The 19326-nt window shown below is 54.9% G+C and carries 12 protein-coding genes; 8 read left to right on the top strand and 4 right to left on the bottom strand.

Annotation, left to right across the window (positions count from 1 at the left end; translation table 11 throughout):
- Positions 1-255: 255 nt before the first annotated feature.
- Positions 256-1230 carry an SDR family oxidoreductase gene (locus HG66A1_RS22035; RefSeq protein WP_145189083.1) on the top strand — a complete coding sequence of 325 codons (975 nt, stop codon included), beginning with the start codon at positions 256-258 and terminating at the stop codon, positions 1228-1230.
- A gap of 86 nt (positions 1231-1316) precedes the next feature.
- On the top strand, positions 1317-3689 hold the full coding sequence (locus tag HG66A1_RS22030) for a polysaccharide biosynthesis tyrosine autokinase (protein ID WP_145189080.1): 2373 nt from the start codon (positions 1317-1319) through the stop codon (positions 3687-3689).
- A gap of 11 nt (positions 3690-3700) precedes the next feature.
- Here the strand turns inward: HG66A1_RS22030 and HG66A1_RS22025 are convergent, their stop codons facing one another.
- Both HG66A1_RS22025 and HG66A1_RS22020 read right to left on the bottom strand, forming a co-directional pair.
- Entirely contained in the window at positions 3701-5056 is a 1356-nt protein-coding gene (locus HG66A1_RS22025) for a sigma-54-dependent transcriptional regulator (RefSeq protein WP_232106639.1), read from the bottom strand.
- Positions 5057-5082: 26 nt separating this feature from the next.
- Positions 5083-6546, bottom strand: coding sequence for a sensor histidine kinase (locus HG66A1_RS22020; RefSeq protein ID WP_145189077.1), 1464 nt, complete (start codon positions 6544-6546; stop codon positions 5083-5085).
- Positions 6547-6961: 415 nt separating this feature from the next.
- Here HG66A1_RS22020 and glgA point away from each other — a divergent pair, with 415 nt between their 5' ends.
- The 3 genes from glgA to HG66A1_RS22005 all read left to right on the top strand — a co-directional run bounded on the left by glgA (position 6962) and on the right by HG66A1_RS22005 (position 12085).
- The gene (gene glgA / locus HG66A1_RS22015) at positions 6962-8473 is read left to right on the top strand and encodes a glycogen synthase GlgA (RefSeq protein WP_145189074.1); all 1512 of its coding nucleotides are present in this window, start codon (positions 6962-6964) and stop codon (positions 8471-8473) included.
- A 59-nt stretch (positions 8474-8532) separates the two neighbouring features.
- On the top strand, positions 8533-9516 hold the full coding sequence (locus HG66A1_RS22010; protein ID WP_145189071.1) for a DUF4921 family protein: 984 nt from the start codon (positions 8533-8535) through the stop codon (positions 9514-9516).
- Positions 9517-9889: 373 nt separating this feature from the next.
- Positions 9890-12085: an alpha-amylase/4-alpha-glucanotransferase domain-containing protein gene (locus HG66A1_RS22005; protein WP_145189068.1), complete on the top strand. Its 2196-nt coding sequence runs from the start codon at positions 9890-9892 to the stop codon at positions 12083-12085.
- 45 nt (positions 12086-12130) lie between these two features.
- On the opposite strand, the gene HG66A1_RS22000 is transcribed toward HG66A1_RS22005, so the two are convergent.
- Positions 12131-13411, bottom strand: coding sequence for a DUF1501 domain-containing protein (locus HG66A1_RS22000; protein ID WP_145189065.1), 1281 nt, complete (start codon positions 13409-13411; stop codon positions 12131-12133).
- Between the two features lie 62 nt (positions 13412-13473).
- A complete protein-coding gene (locus tag HG66A1_RS21995) occupies positions 13474-15318 on the bottom strand; it encodes a DUF1549 domain-containing protein (RefSeq protein WP_145189063.1) in 1845 nt (614 codons plus the stop codon).
- Between the two features lie 174 nt (positions 15319-15492).
- On the opposite strand from HG66A1_RS21995, the gene HG66A1_RS21990 reads away from it, so the two are divergent.
- Genes HG66A1_RS21990 through HG66A1_RS21980 form a run of 3 tightly spaced genes read left to right on the top strand, consistent with a single transcriptional unit; the run spans position 15493 to position 19295 of the window.
- A complete protein-coding gene (locus HG66A1_RS21990) occupies positions 15493-17196 on the top strand; it encodes a GntP family permease (RefSeq protein ID WP_145189058.1) in 1704 nt (567 codons plus the stop codon).
- Between the two features lie 48 nt (positions 17197-17244).
- Positions 17245-18678, top strand: a complete 1434-nt coding sequence (locus HG66A1_RS21985) for a hypothetical protein (RefSeq protein WP_145189055.1) — start codon at positions 17245-17247, stop codon at positions 18676-18678.
- A 53-nt stretch (positions 18679-18731) separates the two neighbouring features.
- Positions 18732-19295: a hypothetical protein gene (locus HG66A1_RS21980; protein ID WP_145189052.1), complete on the top strand. Its 564-nt coding sequence runs from the start codon at positions 18732-18734 to the stop codon at positions 19293-19295.
- Positions 19296-19326: the final 31 nt, after the last annotated feature.

Genomic DNA, 19326 nt, shown 5'->3' with positions numbered 1-19326 from the left:
CACCTGCGCGGCCGGCTTCCATGACTTATTATTTTGGTTATATGGGAAATGACTGCATATAATAGGGATCAGGATATCGAGCGAAGGATGTTCGATAATGATTAAGAGGAAACGTCTGAATTCCATGCCAGATACCCGGCAAACGGATGCTACATTGAAAGTACAACTAATGGGCCATTCGTAGAGACAGACTTGGGCGTCTGCTGGCTGTATGGTTCTGGCCCGACGAAATTTGATCTTTGCAGGAACAGAAACGTGACAAATTATCTAGTAACCGGCGGTGCAGGCTTCATTGGATCTCATCTGGCGACGCGGTTGATCAATGACGGACATCGGGTCCGTGTCTTTGACAATCTCAGCACGGGCGCTTTGAAGAACCTGGAGCACATTAAAGAGCAGGTCGAATTCGTTGAGGGAGATCTCCGCGACCTGTCCGCCGTTGAAGCCGCTGCCAAAGATGTCGATATCATCTTCCATCAGGCCGCCCTGGCTTCCGTTCCACGCAGTGTCGATCACCCGCTTGATACACACGAAGCCTGTGTCACCGGAACCATTCACGTGCTTGATGCCGCCCGTCGCTCGGGCGTACAGCGCGTCGTTTACGCCGGTTCCAGCAGTGCTTATGGTAACCAGAAACAGATGCCCAAGCATGAAGGTCAGACACCCGAAGTGCTGTCACCTTATGCCGCCGCCAAGCTGGCCGGCGAACTGTACTGCCAGGCTTTTGCCAATTCTTACTCACTGGAAACCGTACGGATTCGATATTTCAACGTCTTTGGACCCCGCCAGGATCCGAACAGCCCTTACTCGGCTGTGATTCCGTTGTTTGCTTCCGCCTTACTGGAAGGCAAACGCCCCGTGATCTTCGGCGATGGTTTACAGTCGCGTGATTTCACCTTCGTTGATAACGTGGTGCAGGCAAACATTCTGGCCTCTCAGGCAGACGCTGCCGTCGTTTCAGGGAATGTTTACAACGTTGCCTGTGGCAGCTCGCTGAATCTGATCGATCTCTTGAAGTTCATCTGCGAACAGTTGGACAAACCCTTCGATCCCGATTTCCAGCCGCCCCGCACCGGCGATGTCAAACATTCATGGGCCGATATTTCCGCTGCGGAGCGGGACCTGGGTTACGCACCTGTTGTAGATATTCAGGAAGGCCTGCGGCGGACCATCGAATGGTATGCTGAGTACGTTGGTGCAGAATCCAATAAATGCCTGGGCGGTTGTTAATCGTCCCGGCATCAGAAATCGACTCAGTCATCTCCCAGAAGCAAAATCGCAGGAAGATTGCGCCTCACTAAATCAGGACCCCTGTTGTGAATACTGAATTTCAGCCTCTCGAACCTCATTCCGACCTGGACTTCGATGGAATGGAAGATTCAACCACGAATACTTCCGCTCCGGGAGTGGATATCGTCCGGCTGCTCTTCAGAAATAAATACCTGATCGTCGGGGGACTGCTGGCCGGTTTGTTACTGGGACAGGCTGCCTACATGAAACTGGGCCCCGTCTTTTCTGCGAATACCAAGATCCAGGTCTCACAGAAAAATCCGGTTCCCATCAAAGAGGGAGAGGTTCAGACATTCGGGGAACTGACGGCTCACATTGACGTCATCAAAAGTCCCCGGATTGTCGGCCAGGCAGTCAAAGCTGGCAAACTCACGGAGTTGCCTTCGCTTGAAGGGGAAAAAGATCCTGCCCAGGAAATTATCGATTCTCTCAAGGTCAAGCGTCTCTCGGGAACCGACCGAACTTATCTGAATATCCTGAATCTGACTTACGAGAATAAGAATTCTAACGATGCCAAAGTCATTATGCAGGCCATCGTGGATGCGTATCATCATTACCTGGATGAGGTGCGTGATCAGAATACGGGCGAAATTATTGACCAGCTCAATAAGGCCAATGAGTCGATTCTGTCTGATTTGGAAAAGAAGAAACAGGAATACAAAGAGTTCCGCAAAGATGCCCCCCTGTACTGGGAAAACACCCCCGGTTCAGAAGCCGCTGTGGCAGGCAGTACGAACATGCATCAGGAACGCGTCAAAACAATCGACAATGAACGGCGTCAGAACCTGCTCAAACTGACCGAGCTGAAATCGAAAATCAATACGCTCAAGTCAGCCATCGCCAGCGGAGAATCCAAAGAGACTCTGGAACTGCTGGCGCAACAGTTTCTGATGGGCCAGGCCCGCGGACAGTCGGGAGCCACCACCGGTGGTGTCGAATCTCAGGCAATCACACCGGGTAACACGCAGGTGGAACGGGCACGCCTCGCACTCGAAACGCATCTCATGCCGCTGCTGATTCAGAAGAATCGCCTCGAACGGGATTACAAAAAGAATCATCCGGACCTGGATGCCGTCAATCGCAGCATCGACACGATCATCAACCTCTATCGTCGACAGGGAATCGAAATCTCTGCCGATAATCTGGAGTCGGGAGAATTCCAGGTTTCAAAGGTGAAGGATGTCGACTTCGTAAACATCTATCTGAAGTCGATGGAACAGCAGTTGAAAGAACTGGAAAACCGCGAAACCGCACTGACCCGGCTCTTTGATCAGGAAACGGAACTGGCTAAGAAGGTCGGTAATTACCAGGTCGTGGACCAGGCTTACAACGAAGAAATCGCCCAACTCAAAACGCAGAGGGAAAGCATTTTCAAACAGCTGCTGCTCGAAAAAGTGGCCCAAGGGAACAGCGGTTATACCATGACGCAGCTGTCGCCCGTTAAAGACGAACTGGTCATCAAGCGACAGCTGAAATTCCTGATGGCAGGCGGCGCTGCCGGTCTGGGACTGGTCCTCGCGTTCTCATACTTCCGCGAAATGCGGGACACGACCATGAAATCGGTCGATGAAATTCGTAACCAGTTGCACCTGCCGATGCTGGGTGAAGTTCCCCAGTTCACAGAAGAACCGGCTCACATGGATGACAGCCAGTTCGACTCAGCTCTCTGGTATTACTATCGACCCGCATCCCGGGAAGCGGAAGCCTATCGATCTCTGCGCACCTCGTTGCTGTTGAAAACCGAACGCAACGGTGCGAAGGTGTTGCAGGTGACCAGTGCTGAACCCGGAGACGGCAAGACAACATCTGTTTCCAACCTGGCCCTGGCGATTGCCCAGACAGGCCGGAAAGTGCTGATCATCGACGCTGACTTGCGGCGACCAACCGTGCATAAACTGTTCGGAATTAATAACGCCGTCGGTCTGGGAGATGTTCTGGCTCAGGAAATTGATGCCCAGACTTCGATTCGCGAAACCCGCATCAGCAATCTGTCGATTCTGACAGCAGGCATGCTGCCGGAAAATCCTTCGGAAATGCTGATGTCGCGCCGCTTTGCTGAAATGGTCAATCAGCTGCGGAATGAATACGATTACATCCTGGTCGATACACCGCCCCTGGTGGTGGTCAGCGATCCCTCCGTCATCGCTTCGACGGTCGATGGAGTCCTGCTCGTCGTTCGTATCGATAAGAACCGTCGCGGCGTGATTCGCAAAGTACAGCAGATCATCCAGACCAACGGCATTAAAATCACTGGTCTCATCGCCAACAATGTGATTACCAACTCGCTGGTCGGCTATGATTACATCGACAATGAAGGCTATCAGGCCTACTTCGAAAAGCCGGCACCTGAGCCTGCAAAGCCGGCTGCGAATCCTGCAAAGACCGAAGTGACAAGCTGATTCACGCTTGACTATTCGAGTTCAATATCGAGTTCTTCAATCTTACGGTACAGACTCGACAGTCCCAGCTTGAGCCGTTTGGCGGCCTCCCGTTTGTCGGCACTGTCCTTGAGTACGCGGGTGATGTGCATCCGCTCGTAATGACGCAACGCCAGTCGCAGGTCATCGACGTCCGGTAGTGGGGGTTCGTTCTGATGCAGTTCGGGCGGCAGGTCATTCAGGCAGATCAATGTGTCGTCGCACATCATCACCGCCCGTTCGATGGCATTGTCCAGCTGACGGACGTTTCCTTTCCACTCCGCTGACATCAATGCCCGAATCGTTTCACTGGTCGCCCCTGTAACCCGCTTGCCCATCTTGCGCGAATGCTTGGCGATGAAATATTCAACCAGCTCGGGAATATCGTCCACCCGCTCACGCAGCGCAGGGATGTGAATTTTCATCCCGTCCAGCCGATAGAACAGGTCCTGCTCGAATTCGCCGGTCTTGACCATCTCTGCCAGGTCGCGCGTCGTGGAAGCGATGAGTCGTACATCGACTTTCACAGGCTCCGCACTTCCCAGCGGCAGGATCTCGCCGTATTCGATCGCGCGTAGAAGTTTGCCCTGGGTTCCCAGCGGGAGCTGCGAGATCTCATCTAGGTAGACTGTACCACCGTCGGCGTTCTTGAAGACGCCGGTCTGCTCCGCCTGGGGATACTGCAGCGAACTGGCCGCGGATCCAAACAGTTGCGACTCCAGGAGCTCAATGGGACGCATCCCACAGTTCACGGCCAGAAAACGTTGTTCGCGATTGGGCCCATTCGAGTGAATCGAGCGGGCGAACAGTTCTTTCCCCGTCCCCGATTCCCCTGAGAGCAGCACATTGGAGTTCGTAGCCGCGATCTTGCGGATTGTACTCTGCAGTTTCTGCAGGGTCTTACTACTGCCGACAATCTCCTCGATACCGGGGCTGCGGGCCAGCTCGCGCCTGAGAATCTGATTCTCGTAGAAGATTTTCTGGTATTCAAACAGCCGATTGAGCTTGTGAGACAGATCGTCAAAGATCACCGGTTTTACCAGGTAATCAAACGCCCCCGCCTTGAACGCAGAGATTGTATTTTCGACCGTCGCGTACGCCGTGATGATCAGGACGAAAATACTCGGCTTGATATTCTGCAACCGGCGGAGCAGTTCAATTCCATCCCCGTCCGGAAGCTGCACATCGCAGATTGCGACATTGAAATCCCGATCCCGGGCCAACTCCAGTGCCTTGGCCACGGTCGAAGCCTGCATGGTTTCGTAGCCTTCGCTGGTCAGAAATTCGGCCAGTGAGCTGCGGATGACTTCTTCATCTTCGACAATCAGTATCGAGCGGTTGAGTTGCACGTCGGAGTTCGTCCTGTTTTCTATCATCAGGTAGTTACAAATTTCATTTCCTGGGCCGGTCCCGGAGGAATTTCGCCCAGATCTTTTACTTCTTCACAGTACAGGGCGACAACGAATTTCGCCCCTTCACTTACGGTATCGTCAATTCGGATCGTGCCTGTATTGGAATGTTCCAGAATATTGCGACAGACAAACAGCCCCAGCCCCGTCCCCTTGGACTTGGTCGTGAAGTAAGGGCGGAACAGTTTTTCCTTATCCACTTCCTTGATGCCTTCACCATTATCGTGCACGGAGATCAGGATCTGTCCGTCTCGTGCTTCAGTCGTGATTTCAATCGACTGTCCCTCTTCGGTGGCGTCCATTGCATTCAGAATCAGGTTCAGAAACACCTGCACCAGCTGATCGCGCACGAGTTGAACGGGGGGCAGATTCTCCGCAAATCGCGTGATGATCTTCTTCCCCTTTTTCCGCTTATAATACTTGGCGATATTCAGCGATTCGGTGATCACTTCATTGATGTAGCAGCGGTTCCGCTCTGTAGTCGCCGGGCGGCTGAAATCGATCAGCTCGCGTAAAATACGCTGGATCCGCCGCAGCTGTGCGTCGACTTCGTCCAGTCGCTTGTTCGTGTATTCGTCATTATTGTGCCGGTTCAGCAGCTGGACGAGCGAACTGATGCCCGCCAGCGGATTCCCGACCTCATGCGCAATCCCCGCGGCCAGCAGACCAAAGGCAGCATGTTTCTCCTGCTGAATCAACAGCGCCTGGGATTCCTGCAGATCGCTCGTCCGCCGGGCAATCCGGTCTTCCAGCAGTTCCTGGTTCTGTTTGAGTTGTTCGTTGGCGACCGAGAGTTCCAGACTCGTGCGTTTCACCAGGCTGGAAAACGCAATACTGGCCCAGGCAACCCAGCCCATCCACACGACCATCAACAGTATCTGGGTCAGCCAGTCTGGTGGTGCATTCTGCAGGGGGAACAGCAGCGTCGTGTAGCTCAACAGATGCAGCGCCAGCGTCACATAAGCAATCAGAGGTGAGTGCCGGATCGAACAGACAATCAGCGAGAGCAGATAATAAAAGCGGAACGGACTGTTCAGCCCGGTGTCGTAATGACAGAGCAGACCGATAAACAGCGCCTCCATCACGGAAATGGTCAGCGGCCATTCGCCCAGAAAGACTTTGCCTCGAAAGCTGAACCAGGTGTCCGCGAGGGCATAAATCGCCCCCAGGGTCAGAATCCAGTTCAGCTGGGGGACCTGAATCGCAGCATCGTTGCCCACGAAGTTGACCAGCACATACCCGACACACAATCCAAACCAGCGGATTCGCAGCGTAATCTCTTCGGCAGGCAGTTCCCAGGTAAAGGCATCGTGGTGAATCTTGGGGGGCGGCGCCAGGTGCGGCGGCGCAGCAGCTTCGCTCTCGGCAGACGGAGCCGGTGGCTGGTCTGTCGTTTCGGGCTGATTCTTCAGGACTGAATGATCATTCATATCAGAAATTATGACTGGATGAGACAGACCGCGGATCGACTGCAACGTCAATGAATCCACACTGTCAACAAAGTGTCGTGCTGAAACCCGGCCCCTCCCTTGGAGGATGGCCTGTGGTTCAGAATAGGTTCAGATCATATACTATCATGAATCTGAAATTGATCCGCAATTACACATGCGGTATTTTGCTGCAGTTCCGGTTTAATTTTACTGAACAAACAGGTAAAACCAGAACGGGTCTGATATAGTCTGCTGAAATTCATCAGCGGTACTGAGACATTCGTGCGAACAACCCGCCGATTCCAGCCGCAACACACCGGCTTGAGTTTACAGAACCAATACTCACAGCCGATAATGACGTATAGAATATTGTAGACACACCACCGGATATGTAATCCAGATAGATTGGGATTTTATGAAAATCGTCGTAGCGAGTTCTGAAGCGATTCCTTTTGCCAAAACGGGCGGACTGGCTGATGTTGCCTCCGCTCTGTCCAAGGCACTGGCGGACGCCGGGCACGAGGTGAGCCTGTTTTTACCCTGCTACCCGCAGTCAATCGCGAAGCGGGGGCTCAATCTTGATGATTTCGAACTCTGTTCGGAAAAAGTAACGATCTCCGTCGGCAGCAAGGAAGTCGAAGCCCGTCTCCGCAAAACCGGATTCCCCGGTTCCAGCGCCACGGTTTACCTGGTCGAACAGGCCCGCTATTTTGATCGCCCCGAACTCTACCACGAGGGCGGCCGGGATTATCAGGATAACTGCGAACGCTTCATTTTCTTCAGCCGCGCTGTGATGGAGTTCACGAAAAAACTGAACCTTTCACCGGACATTATCCATGCCAACGACTGGCAGACCGGCCTGATCCCGGCGCTGCTCAACATTGAGTATGAAGACCAGCCCGGTTTCGAAAAGACCGCCGCCGTCTACACGATTCACAATATGGCCTTCCAGGGGCAGTACTGGCACTGGGATATGCTGCTCACCGGAATCGACTGGAAATACTTCAATCGCCACCAGATGGAATTCTTCGGTCAGTTGAACCTGCTCAAAACAGGCATCGTCTTCTCCGACATGGTAACAACGGTCAGCCCCACTTATGCGAAGGAAATTCGCACCGAGCAGTTTGGCTACGGTCTGCACGGCGTTCTCGATTCCCACTCCGATCGGCTGGTGGGCATTCTCAACGGCGTCGATACGACCGACTGGAATCCCGAGATCGATCCGCACATCGCCGCGAATTATTCCGCAAAGACGGTCACAGAAGGCAAGCCACGCTGTAAAGCAGCACTGCAGGAACGGATGGGACTCCCACAGAAACCCGATGTTCCACTCCTGGGGGCAATCTCCCGCATGACTGATCAGAAAGGGTTCTCTCTGATTCTGGATGCCGCCGAGAACCTGCTGGCCACAGACGTGCAACTGGTCATCCTGGGAACGGGAGACCCGTATCACGAGACCTCCTTCAGCGAACTGGCACGACGGTTTCCCGATAAGGTTTCCACGCTCATCGGCTTTGACGAAATCCTGGCCCACCAGATCGAAGCCGGCCTGGATATCTTCCTGATGCCCAGTCAGTTTGAACCCTGTGGTCTGAACCAGATGTATAGCCTGATTTATGGCACTGTTCCCATCGTGCATGAAGTCGGCGGCCTGGCAGATTCCGTCGTGGATGCCTCTGACACCAACCTCGAAAACGGAACTGCGAACGGGTTTTCCTTCTGGCACTTTGATGCGACCGTACTGTATCGACAGATGCGACGTGCCATCGATATGTACAATGATAAACCAACCTGGCAGCAACTGATGCAGAACGGCATGACCCGGGACTGGTCCTGGAAGCATAGCGCTCAGAACTACCTCTCAGTCTATCAGCAGGCGCTCAGTTTTCGTGCGAATAGTACTGAATCAGTTTCTGCCTCGTCTTAAACGGAATCCAGCGATCCTTCAAATCGATCTCTCTGTCCCCATTCGAATCACTGTCTGCCATGTCTGAAATTCGTACCGACCCACTGACCGGGTTGACGACCATCTTTGCGCCGGAACGGGCCAAACGTCCCATCGCCATCAAGAGCAGTCAGGGCGACGAGGATCAGAGCGCAGAGCAGATCGCCTCCGATCCCTTTGCCGAGGGGAAGGAAGACGAGACGGAGCCTGAACTATTCGCTGTCCGCGCACCCGGATCCAAACCCAACGGGCCCGGCTGGAGCCTGCGGGTAGTAGATAACAAATATCCTGCTCTCACGCCCGTCTCGACGCCCGGTTCCGAACACGATTCCTTCGGCGTGCACGAAGTCATTGTGGAATGCCCACACTATGAAACGCACATTTCCCGTCTGGGACTCGCCAGCTTCCGAAACATGTTCCACGCCTATCGCGCCCGGTTGCGCGTGCATCGGCAGAACCCCCGCTTGCAGTATGCGATCATCTTCAAAAACCAGGGAGTCCTGGGGGGCGCTTCGCTCGGCCATGCCCATTCGCAGCTGATGGTCAGTCACGTGATTCCCGAGGCACTGCACAGAGAGATTGAAACCGCACAACAGTATCAGGCAGAGCAGGGGACCTCGCTGTTCGAGCAGCTGGCTTCCGACCCGGTTCTCGTGACCGAACACTTCGATCTGATCTGCCCCTACGCTAGTCGGTTCGCTTTTGAAACCTGGCTGATTCCCCGTTCCCGCGGTACGCACTATGACCACTCCCGTGATGAGGAACTCGACGACCTGGCGGCAATCACGCGACGTCTGCTCAAGGCACTGGAGACGATTCTGGGCAGCCACGATCTGAACTTTGTTATTCAGACGCCCCCGTTTCCGACGGGAGACGACGTCGGGTACACCTGGACGCTGCGCATCTATCCCCGGCTGGCCCATCTGGCGGGTTTCGAGCTCGCCTCCCAGATGTACGTCAATCCGGTCTTCCCCGAACAGGCGCGGGAGCTGCTCCAGCGGGAACTCGCGAAAGAGCAGTCTTAGAGCTTCAACACAAAGAGCGGGGCACTGTTACGCTCTTTTCGGCCTCAGGTAAAATAGAGAAGCCACTGTCAGTTTTTGGCTTAAAACCATCGTTCTGTCTGGTGAAAACTTACCTGCTTTAACAATTACCCTCCATCCGACAGTATTTCAGCTCCAGGAGTGCTGATTTTAAGGACTCCTGGATTTTATTCTCGGAAAAAGTCCTCTATCATTAGTAAAAGATTGGCTTTACTATAAGTCAGATTCGTCCAGACCCTGCAGGATTGGCGCTGAACGCGGGGAGGATCAGACCCGCGAGTGTCAGCACTCATTCGTTCTAATTCACTGCGTTATCGATAGTTCTGTGTACCACACAGATGAAAGGATGCGGCCCATGGGCTGTCGACTTCGGCTCGTATTAGTCATTCACAACCATCAGCCAGTCGGGAATTTTGAAGGCGTTTTTGAAGAATCCTATCAAAACAGCTATCAGCCATTTCTCGATGTCTTGTCAGAATACCCGGATATCCCCTTTTCACTGCATACCTCAGGCAGCCTGATGGAATGGATGGTGGAAGCCCATCCGGAATACATCGATCGCGTCCGCGGTTTGGCAGAATCCGGGCAGGTGGAAATTCTGGGGGGGCCCTTTTACGAGCCCATCCTGGCCGGGATTCCCAAGTCTGACCGTATCGGCCAGATCAAAGCCTATACCGAATACCTCAAGAAGCTCTTCGGGACACCGATTCGCGGCATGTGGGTTCCGGAACGCGTCTGGGAACAGTCCTTTGTGTCTGACCTGGTCGACGCGGGTATGGAATTTACGCTGCTCGACGATTCGCACTTCAGTGCCGCCGGCGTCCGGGCGGAAAAAATGCACGGCTATTACCTGTCGGAAGACGAAGGTCGCCTGCTGAAAATTTTCCCCGACAACGAAACCCTCCGCTACCAGATTCCCTTTACCGATCCGGTCGAGACGATTCACTACCTGAAACAGATTGCCGACCATCATCCGCATTCGGTGGTCGTCTTTGGTGACGACGGAGAAAAATTCGGCGCCTGGCCCGGGACCTACGATCACGTCTACCGGGACGGCTGGCTGCGACGTTTCCTCGATCTGCTGCGTCAGAACAGTGACTGGCTCAAAGTGACGACCCTGGGCGAATCGGTCGACACCGTTTCCCCCATGGGCAGCTGCTACCTGCCGGACGCCAGCTACCGCGAAATGAACGAGTGGGCGCTCTCTTCCGAGCGGCAACTCGAACTCTCACACCTCAAAGACAAATTCTCAGAAGACGAAGAATTCGATCGTCTCAAACCATACCTGCGGGGAGGCTTCTGGCGTAACTTCCGCGTGAAGTATTCAGAGCTCAACGAAATGTATTCGCGGATGCTGCTGGTCAGTAGTCGTCTGCAGAGTCTGGAAGCCACCGGAGTCGACGCAGAGGACCTGCCAATCCTGCACGAAGCTCGGACCGAACTTTACCGCGCTCAGTGTAACTGCCCTTACTGGCATGGTGCGTTCGGCGGTCTGTATCTGCCTCACCTGCGAAATGCGATCTTCAAGCATCTGATCTCAGCAGATTCACTGCTGGAAAAGATCAATCATCGCGATAACAACTGGCTGGAAGTCGAAGCGGCCGACTTCAACCTGGATGCCCGCAAAGAAATCCGCCTGGCCAGCCATCGCCTGGTGAGCTTCCTCTCACCCGCTCACGGCGGTCACCTGTATGAACTGGATATCCGCGGCGCCAAACACAACCTGCTGGCCACGCTCTGTCGGCGTCCCGAGCCTTACCACGACATTATCCGTCAGGCGGCTCAGGAACAGGCACAGGGCGGTCAGAATGGTGACGACATCGGCAAGATCCATAACGCCGTCCGCTTCAAACAGCCGGGACTCGAACAGAAACTGCAGTACGACAATACACCCCGCAAGTCGCTGATGGATCACTTCTATCAGCCGGGTGTAGACCTCGATACGGTGATCAACGGCGGTGGAGAACTGGGCGACTTCGTCGAAGGCGTCTATCTGAGTTCGGTACGCCGCACGGATGACGAATGCGATGTCCGCATGAGCCGTAAAGGACACGTGGGACCGTATGAAGTCGAAGTCACCAAGACCGTCTCCTTAAGCAAGTCTGCTGCCGGAACGCTGGTCGTCCAGTACGAACTGTCGAACCTGCCCACTGAAGTACCCCTGCATTTCGGCGTCGAATTCAACTTCGCCGGCATGGCTGCGGGCGCCAGTGACCGCTACTACTACAACCACATGGGCAAGCAACTCGGACAGTTGGAATCAAAGCTGGACCTGGAGAAGCTCGATCGCATCGGTCTGGTCGACGAATGGCTTGGACTGGATGCGGCACTCGATTTATCATCGCCCGCCAGCATCTGGACCTTCCCCATCGAAACGATCAGCCAGTCTGAAGGGGGCTACGAACTCGTCCATCAGAGTTCGGTCGTCATCCCGCATTGGGAGTTCGTTGCCGACGATGAAGGACGCTGGTCGGTCACGATCACACTCTCACTGGATACGTCCGCCGCACAGGCCAAGGCACTCAGCGAAGCAGCCGCTTCCGGCGCCTGAGACTGAACTTCAGCGGTCAGGCACCAGAGGGATTCAGGCCGTGGTTCAGGAAAACAGTTCCTGAACCACTTCGCCGCCGTCGACGATTTTCATCGGACGTCCCAGCGGGCTCATGTTTTCCTTCTTCGGATTCACATTCAGCGACTGGCAGATCGAACAGAACAGGTCTGTCACGGTAACCGGACGGTCCTGAACCGCAGAGCCGTCTTTGGTGGAAGATCCGATGACCTGTCCCCCTTTGACGCCCCCACCCGCCAGGGCGGCGGAGAAGACACGCGGATAATGGTCGCGTCCGTTACGGGCATTGATCTTCGGGGTACGCCCGAATTCACCCATCCAGACGACCAGCGTACGATCCAGCATGCCCCGCTGTTTCAGATCTGAAATCAGGGTCGCCATGCCGGCGTCGACTTCCTGGGAACGCTGCGTGATCGACTCGGAAATATCGAAGTGGTTGTCCCAGCCGTTGGAGCGAACTTCGATGAATGTCGATCCCGCTTCGACCAGCCGACGGGCCAGCAGACAGCCTTTACCGAAGTTGTTCTCACCATACTGGCGACGCAGGGTATCCGGTTCCTCGCTCAGATCGAAGACTTTCGTCTGCGGGCTCAGCACCATGGCTGAGGCTTTGTTATAAATCTTACTGTGGTTTTTGACGACCACTTCACCACCCCGGCTGGCAAATTCCGTATCCAGGCGTCCCAGTAGTCCCAACCGTTTCTGGTACCGCTGATCGGGAACGGTGGCAGCCACGTTGTTGGGGATGCTCCCCGGATTGCTGACGTTGAACGGTTCATAATCGACGCCCAGGAACCCGGCCCCGTTGGTCGCACCAACCGAAACAATCGACGGAATCTCCAGTTCCCGGTTGCCAATCTCGCGAACAATATTGGAGCCGAGGCTGGGGTGCTTGACACTTCCGGAAGGAATGTAGCCGGTGTGCATCTGGTAGGTCGCACGCTGGTGATTCCCTTCTTTATTGGTCATTGAGCGAATCAGGGCGATCTCCTGCATGACCTTCGCGGTCTCTTTCCACTCTTCGGAAATCTCAATGCCTGAGACAGCGGTTTTAATCGGAGCCTTATCACCGGCACTGGAAGTTCCCGGTTTGGGATCGAAGGTTTCAAACTGGCTGGGCCCGCCTGACATCCAGAGCAGGATCATCGAACGTCCCTGCTTGCGGAGCTCTTCCGCGGAGACGCTCATCAGATCGTGAAAACTGAGCGTGCCTGCAGCCATGGCACCCAGGGAAACGTTGCGTAAGAAGCTCCGTCGAGAAAATCCGTGGCGGCCGGCCTGAACATGCTGTTGGTGATAAAGACTCATTTAAAACTCCTCGATGGAGAGATTGATTTTGAAGGTTGAAGCGAAACGGCAGTCACTCTGGGTCAACGCTTGGTGATAAACTCACTCGAGTTGAGCAGACTCCACATCAGGTCTTCGAGGGCAGTCTCGCGTTGTTCAGCCTGCTGGAAGTAGTCCTCGCAGATCTCCAGTTCTTTTGCACTCGGCTCTCGTGAGAGTGTGAGCAGATACAGTTTCTGGATGGCCGCTTTATTCTCGGGGTAGTCGCGGGCGATCTGGGCGAGTTTCGTTGATCGATTCGCTCCCAGCATGCCGTTGAGGGCTTCGGAATTCATCATGAACAGTGCCTGCGGAACATCGCCGGTGATCTCATCCTGCGAAGTGGATGGATCGAATGTAAACAGGCTGCTGAATTGCCCCCGGGCCGAACGGCTACGCTGGTAGCGTCGGTTGCCGGCACTGGGATCGGCCTGCAGATCATCCACGCCGAACACCTGCGTGATGGCTGTGAAAATCTGATCGCCTCGCAGACGGGTCGGAAGCTGCGCCGCGAAAGGTGTCTGCATCTGTCCTTCAGACCGTTTCTGCATCTTCCGCTGGTACGCCCGGGTATTGGTAATCGTCCGACAGAGCCACTTCAGATCATAGCCGCTGGCGGTAAAGCCCTGGGCCAGGGCATCGAGTACTTCGGGATAGACGGCACTTCGCTCAGGACCAATATCATCGATGGGCATATAAAATCCTTCGCCCAGCATTTCCGACCACATCCGGTTCACGATGGCCCGCGAGAACCAGGGGTTCGCCTGCGAGGTTAAAAACTTCGAGAGCACTTCGCGACGTTCCAGGTCATCCAGGCCCTCGGGGGCTTTGGTGCCTACGAACAGGACCGGCTGGATCACCTGACCCATCGACGTCGGATCGTTCAGGTCGGGCATGTAATATTCACTCATGAAACGCTGCGTGTTTTCTGGCAGAGGCAGGCTCTTCAGTTCCTCCGCAGTCAGTGCTTTATCGCCGTCTGTGTCAGCACGGGAAATGAGTTGTTCGAAGCCGCGAGCCATTCGGGTTCGCTGCACTTCCTGCTGTGTCAGCTTGCCATCACGATTACGGTCGTAAGAGCGGAACAGGAACTCGGGGTTTTTCAGCATCTGTACCCGGCGGGCAAACTGGTTGCCCTGGTTCATCGATACCACTTCGAACGTACGAGGTGTGGAATCCCGTACGGGACGCACCCGCACGCGGGGGAAGAAGGCCGCCAATTCGTGAAAGTCTTTGCGTTTCCATTTGTCGGTCGGGTGATCGTGACAGTTGGCACACTGAATCTGGATTCCCAGAAAAATACGCGAGGTTTCTGCAGCGAGCTCAGCCGGATCCCCTTCATGTGCGAAGATCAACGCCGTGCTGCCGTTTTCCCGTACGTCACCAGAGGCCGTCAGTAGATCGGTCGTGATCTCCTGCCAGCTCTTATTCTCGTTCAGCTGTGTGGTCATCCAGTCGACAAACTGGGCTTCATTCAGTCGAGCCCGCATGTCGGTGGCGCGGAGGTAAATCACATCCCGCCAGTAGCGGGCCCAGTTCACCCCGTAATCATCCGACTTGAGCAGTTCCTCAATCACGGCCCGGCGTTTGTCGGAAGTCGAGTCCAGTCCGAACAGCAGCACTTCGGAAGTCGTGGGCATTCTGCCGGCCAGGTCAAAAGTAACCCGGCGGAGGAAATCTTCATCATTGGCCAGGGGGGCCGGGGTGATTCCTGATTTCTTCAGCTCCCCTTCGATCAGCGCGTCAACCTTGGCAGCCAGCTCTGATTCGGATACCCGCTCCTGCTTCTTTGTTGCTGCGAAAGTCGAAGAGTGGCATAATGGGACCGACAATGTAAGTAGGAGAAAACTCACAAGTTGTGCCGTGCGTTTGATGGAAAAACTCATCATGACCTTTCACCTGAACTGAGACGGAGAGAATGGCCCCGAATTTCATTCGGGAGTCAGTCAGACATCACTGAATGGCTGACGTCTATTTAACCCGATTCCGATCAGGATGTGTCGAAAAAATGGTGAATTTCATGAAATACACACGGTGCGTCTACAATTCGAACTGGTTGAATCATGGAACTAAGCGCTTGGGTGATCGTGATTATTTTAGCCGGGGTGACCATCGTCGTCGGTGGCGTCCTGTTTTTTCGTCTGCATGCCTTCCTCGCATTGCTGGCAGGAGCCATTTGTGTAGGTGTCTTGACGCCCACTCAGCAGATCGAGGAGACGGCCCTCCGGAAAAACAAGTTTAAAATCCTCGAAGTCACTCCCGATAATCAGAAGATTGTCATTGAGATCGAAAAAGCCGGGATGCTGCAGCCCGGCATGCTATTGATGATTATGGGTGGCGAGCAGCCCGGGTTTCCGCTGATCCCGATTGCCGAGACCGAAGTGGCCCGGGTGACCTCCGAGTTTACTAAAGACAGCCAGCGGATGATCATCGCTGACCTCAAAGTTCGGGATGACAGCGCCAGCCGCGAGATTCGCCTCGACGATTTTGCCATCACCCCCGCCAACTATAAGGCGGCCATCAAAGCGGGGCAGCAGTCGGTCGGCGAACGGGTGGCCGCGGGATTCGGATCGACCTGTGCCAAGATCGGCATCCTGATCGCATTAGCCGCCATCATCGGCATGTGCCTGCTCGAGAGCGGCGCCGCCGAGCGAATCGTCCGCTCAGCCATTAATTTTGTAGGTGAGAAGCTGGCTCCCGTTGCTTTCATGGCCAGTGGATTTCTGCTGGCGATTCCCGTCTTCTTCGATACGGTATTTTACCTGTTGATTCCACTCGGTAAAGCGATGCGATTCCGCACCGGTAAAAACTACCTGCTTTACGTGCTGGCGATTGTGACCGGAGGCACGATGGCCCACTCCCTGGTGCCGCCTACTCCCGGACCACTGTTTGTAGCGGAGCAGCTGGGGGTCGACATTGCCACCATGATCATGGGGGGCATGATTGTCGGCAGTATCGCGGCCATCTTCGGTCTGGCTTATGCCACCCTGATCAACAAGCACTGTGAACTCCCCTTTCGCGATTCGGCTGACGTCACACAGGCTGATCTCGAAAGACTTTCCAACAGCCAGCTCGAAGATCTTCCCTCACTCTGGCTGTCACTGGCACCCATCCTGCTGCCGGTGATAATGATTGCCGGGTCCACACTGCTGAAGTTCAAGTCCATCAGCGACCAGATCTCTCCCGAGGTTCAGGACCTGATTATGACGCTGGGAAATAAAAACATCGCACTGGGTATCGCTGCCGTGATCGCCCTGGCGACGCTGGTGCGACAGAAAAAATCTTCGCTGGGCGAACTTTCCGAATCGATTCAGGCCTCCCTCTCTACGGGAGGCGTGATTATTCTGATCACCGCTGCCGGCGGAGCCTTCGGGGGTGTCCTGCAGCAGACAGGCGTCAGCTTTCTGATTGAATCACTGCCCGATGTCTCTCCCCTGATGCTGGTTACGCTGGCCTTTCTGATCACAACGGCAATCCGCACTGCCCAGGGATCGTCGACCGTGGCCATGATTACGACCGTGGGGATTCTGGGCGGGATTGCGGAATCCGCCACGCTCGGTTTTCATCCGGTTTATCTTGCCCTCGCGATTGGCTGCGGTTCCAAGCCCCTTTCCTGGATGAACGACAGCGGTTTCTGGGTCATCGGTAAAATGAGTGGCATGACCGAGGGGGAGACTCTGAAATTCATTACCCCCATGACGGCCCTGATGGGCGTCGTCGGATTCATTGTCGTCCTGCTGGGAGTCTCATTTTTCCCCATGGCCTGAATGAAAGCCGTTTCAAACGCGTTACATTTAACGAAGGGATGATGTCTTGTGAAGCAGCAACTTTTGAGAGGATTGATCTGGTCTCTACTGATGCTGCTGCCACTGTCGGCGTTTGCGCAACCCGTTGGCATCGGCTCGCGTCGGGAGTTGTTTGTCGATCAACTGTTAATCGACAAGCTGCAGGGCGTGGAACTCAAGCTGCACACGCCTGTCAAAGCACCCCGACCCCGCTCGCCATTACCGGTGCGGCACATGATGACCGTCATCAAAAACGGGGATCGCTACCAGGCTTACTGGCGCGGTTCCGATCCGGATTATCACGGAGAAAAGCACACCGGTCATGCCGGGGAGACCGTGCATTACGCCGAGAGCCGGGACGGGCATGAATGGGAGTTCCCGGAACTGGGGCTGCACGAAGTCGGGGGAACACGCAAGAACAATGTGATCCTGGCGCAGCAGCCTCCCTTCCTGACCAACTTCACTCCTTTTCTGGATACCCGTTCGGGCGTCGCTCCGCAGGAACGCTATAAGGCACTCGCCGGCTATCCCGGTCCGGGAGACAAACGCGGTTTAGTAGAACCGGGACGCGGCTTGTTCGCATTCGTCTCACATGATGGCATTCACTGGACGAAGCAGTCTGAAGTCATCCCGTATCAGCCCCAGTGGCGGCACGCCTTTGATTCGGCGAATGTCTCGTTCTGGTCCGAAGCCGAGCAGCAGTATGTCTGTTATTTTCGTACGTGGACTGATCCTGAACGGCTCCGCAGCATCAGTCGTACGACGTCTCCGGATTTTCGTCACTGGACTGATCCGGTCGCCATGGATCCGAATCTGCCGGGCGAACACCTTTATACGAATCAGACGCATCCTTACTTCCGGGCACCACACATTTATATCTCCCTGCCGACCCGCTTCATTCCCGGACGTGGCTCTGCACCTGATTATGATCTCAAAGATCAGAACGCCACCGACATCCTGTTGATGACCACGCGCGCCGGTTCCTCACACTACGATCGCCTGTTCAAGCACGCCTTCATTCGACCGGGCCTGGAACCAGAACAGTGGAAAAACCGGGCGAACTACGTGGCCTTGAATGTGGTGCCGACCAGCCCGACCGAAATGTCGATCTATCATCGCAGCGGCGATCGCTATGTACTCCGCACCGACGGTTTTGTCTCCGTGAATGCAGGCTATACCGCCGGGGAACTGCTGACCCGACCGCTGGTCTTTGCCGGGGATCGTCTGCGGGTCAATTTCAGTACCAGTGCCGCGGGCAGTCTGCGAGTCGAACTGCAGCAGTCGGACGGAACTCCCATACCCGGTTTTACCAGGGATGATTGCATCCCTCTGATCGGAGATGAAATTGACGGTCAGGTACGCTGGAAGAGCGACGCGGATCTGTCGACACTGGCCGGGAAGCCGGTCCGCCTCTGTTGGATTCTGCAGGAGTGTGATCTGTACTCCTTTCAGTTCAGTCAGTAGAATTATACTGAATAAAGTATCAGTTTTACCTGTTCTATTTACTGGTTTACTTCATGACAGATCCGACACCCGAACCCCGCTCCCGTTCTCCCTGGGCCATTACCAGTCTGGTCTGCAGCGGCGTGGTGTTATTCAGTGTACTGGCCTGCGTGGCACTGGCGGCATGGCAGAGCGAAGGGCTGACCCAGGTCAAAGTGACTGCCCTGGATGTGGATAAAGAACCCCGCGATCACGGAATTCCCCTGTTGAAACAGAAGGAAGCACTGCCCGACTACGAAGTGCAGATTATCACACAAGACCTGTTCAATCACAAACTGGGAGCCAGACCGAATCAGTCAGCCACCGACGGACTCGTCTGGAATCTGAGTTCGCCTGTCGCAGTACATGAAATTGTGGGCATTCGATTGCTCGATCAGGATCAACTCGTTTCGGATACCCTGGCCGAAGTTCCCTTCAGCAGACAGCCCGTCGAGATTGATAATTACCGGCTCGAATTTCAGACAGCACACTCGGCAGCGGTAGGCGTGAATTCCTTTTTCCGCTCTCCGCTCGGGGTAACAATTGCCACCGCCTTTGTTCTCGCCATCATCGTGATCGGCATTGGTCTGTTTCTGTAAACACAATGTACTCATTAGCTGGTGTGACGAG

Origin of the sequence: Gimesia chilikensis (genome assembly GCF_007744075.1) — a bacterium.
In the GTDB taxonomy this organism is placed as follows: domain Bacteria; phylum Planctomycetota; class Planctomycetia; order Planctomycetales; family Planctomycetaceae; genus Gimesia; species Gimesia chilikensis_A.
This window is presented reverse-complemented; position numbering and strand designations above follow the sequence as displayed.

What these genes read in the sequence shown, in the direction of transcription:
- HG66A1_RS22020 (WP_145189077.1), bottom strand. Translation starts at nt 6,546, where the DNA reads ATGAATGATCATTCAGTCCTGAAGAATCAGCCCGAAACGACAGACCAG.
- glgA (WP_145189074.1), top strand. Translation starts at nt 6,962, where the DNA reads ATGAAAATCGTCGTAGCGAGTTCTGAAGCGATTCCTTTTGCCAAAACG.
- HG66A1_RS22010 (WP_145189071.1), top strand. Translation starts at nt 8,533, where the DNA reads ATGTCTGAAATTCGTACCGACCCACTGACCGGGTTGACGACCATCTTT.
- HG66A1_RS22005 (WP_145189068.1), top strand. Translation starts at nt 9,890, where the DNA reads ATGGGCTGTCGACTTCGGCTCGTATTAGTCATTCACAACCATCAGCCA.
- HG66A1_RS22000 (WP_145189065.1), bottom strand. Translation starts at nt 13,411, where the DNA reads ATGAGTCTTTATCACCAACAGCATGTTCAGGCCGGCCGCCACGGATTT.
- HG66A1_RS21995 (WP_145189063.1), bottom strand. Translation starts at nt 15,318, where the DNA reads ATGATGAGTTTTTCCATCAAACGCACGGCACAACTTGTGAGTTTTCTC.
- HG66A1_RS21990 (WP_145189058.1), top strand. Translation starts at nt 15,493, where the DNA reads ATGGAACTAAGCGCTTGGGTGATCGTGATTATTTTAGCCGGGGTGACC.
- HG66A1_RS21980 (WP_145189052.1), top strand. Translation starts at nt 18,732, where the DNA reads ATGACAGATCCGACACCCGAACCCCGCTCCCGTTCTCCCTGGGCCATT.